The sequence below is a fragment of the Peptoniphilus sp. HMSC062D09 genome (genome assembly GCF_001811425.1).
In the GTDB taxonomy this organism is placed as follows: domain Bacteria; phylum Bacillota; class Clostridia; order Tissierellales; family Peptoniphilaceae; genus Peptoniphilus_A.
In genome coordinates this window covers 1-2,586 of sequence record NZ_KV804689.1, presented here as the reverse complement: position 1 = coordinate 2,586, position 2,586 = coordinate 1, and the positions used below count along the sequence as shown (strand labels likewise).

The 2,586-nt window shown below is 48.3% G+C and carries 1 rRNA gene; it reads right to left on the bottom strand.

The features are described from left to right. Window positions 1-2,505 (bottom strand): 23S ribosomal RNA (locus tag HMPREF2801_RS01555); the annotation flags it as partial. Window positions 2,506-2,586 lie beyond the last annotated feature (81 nt).

Genomic DNA, 2,586 nt, shown 5'->3' with positions numbered 1-2,586 from the left:
CCCTTGGGACCTACTTCAGCCCCAGGATGAGACGAGCCGACATCGAGGTGCCAAACCTCCCCGTCGATGTGGACTCTTGGGGGAGATAAGCCTGTTATCCCCGGGGTAGCTTTTATCCGTTGAGCGATGGCCCTTCCACTCGGTACCACCGGATCACTAAGTCCTGCTTTCGCATCTGCTCGACTTGTTGGTCTCGCAGTTAAGCTCCCTTCTGCCTTTGCACTCTTCGCACGATTTCCATCCGTGCTGAGGGAACCTTTGAGCGCCTCCGTTACTCTTTCGGAGGCGACCGCCCCAGTCAAACTGTCCAACTGAGAGTGTCCCTTCCCCAGATTCATGGGGGTAGGTTAGAATTCTAGCATTAAAAGAGTGGTATCCCAACGGTGGCTCCATAGATACTGGCGTACCTATTTCTTAGCCTCCCACCTATTCTGTACATTTAATCCCAAAATTCAATCTCAGCCTACAGTAAAGCTCCACGGGGTCTTTCCGTCCTGTCGTGGGTAAGCGGCATCTTTACCGCTACTACAATTTCACCGGATCCTTTGTTGAGACAGTGCCCAAATCGTTACACCTTTCGTGCGGGTCGGAACTTACCCGACAAGGAATTTCGCTACCTTAGGACCGTTATAGTTACGGCCGCCGTTTACTGGGGCTTCAGTTCTAAGCTTCGCTTGCGCTAACTTTTTCCCTTAACCTTCCAGCACCGGGCAGGTGTCAGCTCCTATACTTCGTCTTTCGACTTTGCAGAAACTTGTGTTTTTGGTAAACAGTCGCTTGGGCCTTTTCACTGCGGCCCCCTTTTACAGGGGCTCCCCTTCTCCCGAAGTTACGGGGTCATTTTGCCGAGTTCCTTAACAAAGGTTTTTCCGCTCGTCTTAGGATTCTCTCCTCACCTACCTGTGTCGGTTTACGGTACGGGCGATACTTCTCTTGTAGTGGCTTTTCTTGGCAGTGTGGGTCTGTAAGCTTCTCTACTTGTTTTCGATCCGCATCACGCTTCATCCTTAATGGAAAGCGGATTTGCCTACTTTCCAGACTTTGCGCTTGCACGCCTCACCAACTGGGCGCTCTTACTTTCCTCCTGCGTCCCCACTTCCTTTATTGCGATTGTATCGGTACAGGAATTTCCACCTGTTGTCCATCGACTACGCTTTTCAGCCTCGCCTTAGGTCCCGACTTACCCTGAGTGGACGAGCCTTGCTCAGGAATCCTTGGGTTTTCGACGGGTGAGATTCTCACTCACCTCTCGCTACTCATGCCAGCATTCTCTCTTGTATGGTGTCCACAGTGCCTTACGGCTTCTGCTTCTTCCTCCATACATTGCTCCTCTACCAACGTTATTCGTTCCATAGCTTCGGTATATAGTTTAGCCCCGGTTATCTTCGGCGCAGAGTCACTTGACTAGTGAGCTATTACGCACTCTTTGAATGAGTGGCTGCTTCTAAGCCAACATCCTAGTTGTCTCAGTAACTCCACATCCTTTCCCACTTAACTATAATTTTGGGACCTTAGCTGATGGTCTGGGCTCTTTCCCTTTCGACTATGAAGCTCATCCCACATAGTCTGACTCCCTAGTGTGTGATATGGTATTCGGAGTTTGATAGGTCTTGGTAACATATGCATGCCCCGCGACCATTCAGTGCTCTACCCCCTTTTCACATTTACACTAGAGGCTAGCCCTAAAGCTATTTCGAGGAGAACCAGCTATCTCCGTGTTCGTTTGGCTTTTCACCCCTATCCACAGGTCATCCGATAGCTTTTAAACGCTACCCGGTTCGAGCCTCCATTGAATTTTACTTCAACTTCACTCTGCCCATGGATAGATCACACGGTTTCGGGTCTACGACTATTAACTTCTGCCCTTTTTAGACTCGCTTTCGCTGCGGCTCCACATCTTTAATGTTTAACCTTGCTAATAATCGTAACTCGCTGGCCCGTTCTACAAAAAGTACACGATCGTGGCTTATGCCACTTTCGCTGCTTGTAAACACTAGGTTTCAGATTCTTTTTCACTCCCCTCTCGGGGTTCTTTTCACCTTTCCCTCACGGTACTTGTTCGCTATCGGTCACCAAGTAGTATTTAGCCTTAGGGGGTGGTCCCCCCATGTTCCCACTGAATTTCTCGTGTTCCGTGGTACTCTTTTGTGTCGGATATTTTCGCTTTCGCCTACAGGACTCTTACCTTCTTTGGTTCTTCTTCCCAGAGGATTCGGCTGGCTATTTTCTCTTTTTACACTTCGGGCTCTTCCCTGTTCGCTCGCCGCTACTTGGGGAATCGAGTTTTCTTTCTTTTCCTCAGGTTACTTAGATGTTTCAGTTCACCTGGTTCGCTTCCTATAGTTATGGATTGGCTATAGGATACCTCTTCGAGGTGGGTTTCCCCATTCGGACATCTACGGGTCATTAGATATTTGCTCCTTACCGTAGCTTTTCGCAGCTTATCGCGTCCTTCTTCGCCTCTTGGTGCCTAGGCATTCTCCTAGTGCTCTTTTTAACTTGACCTTTGTTAATAAACATTTCTGTTTATTTCCAGTTTAATTGTTTTTTAAGAAATTTTGATTAGTTTTTAAGTTGTTATGGTTC